We start from the raw sequence: 684 nt of genomic DNA, 5'->3' as shown, positions 1-684 counted from the left end.
AATTTGAGTACAACTTTGCATTGAGTGTGGTTTTAACTGACACCGATGTATTTACATTTGGGTTTCATGATTTCGACCCTAACCAATACTTCAACTTAAGTAACGAAGATATTGGGACGGCAGACTCTTTGGATCTGCGCAAAGAGATCAAAGAATTCACGTTACCTTACAGCTTTGACCTTGCCGAAAACGAAACTGAGAAACTAACGTATCGTTTTAATGGACGCTTTTATCTGTTGGGCATTGATCAAGATGTTTACTTCAATGAAGAACCTATTCCAGATCGAAGTAAAGAGCAGTTTATCGGTGGGTACAACGAGTTTGAAGTGGAAAAGCAGCTCACAGAACACTTTAGCTTAAGTGGTGCGCTAGGGGCTCACCTCATACATTATAAAACGGACTATACCTACCGAAGTGATGCAATTTCGGCACTCCAACCTATTTTGGATGGTGCATTGATAAATACCAGTGCTTGGGCTTTGCTCGGACAGCTTAACGCCAAGTTAAAATACCTTGAGCAAGAATCATGGGGCAAATGGTATCTCTGGACATCGCCACATTACTTCTATGGAACCGGATGGGGAGAGGCAAATAACGGGAATGTAGGAAAGCCGGAAGGTTGGTATTGGGTAAATGGTGTCAAAGTCTTCTACGACGTCGCTCATATTGGTACGACAGTTCAAT

Annotated in this window: 1 protein-coding gene; it reads left to right on the top strand. The window is 42.3% G+C overall.

All coding sequences use genetic code 11. The features are described 5' to 3' along the window. The coding region (locus R7Z50_RS27760) for a Solitary outer membrane autotransporter beta-barrel domain (protein ID WP_318149790.1) at window positions 1-684 on the top strand (684 nt) is incomplete at both ends.

The sequence above is a fragment of the Vibrio sp. 1249-1 genome (assembly GCF_033340495.1).
This window is presented reverse-complemented; position numbering and strand designations above follow the sequence as displayed.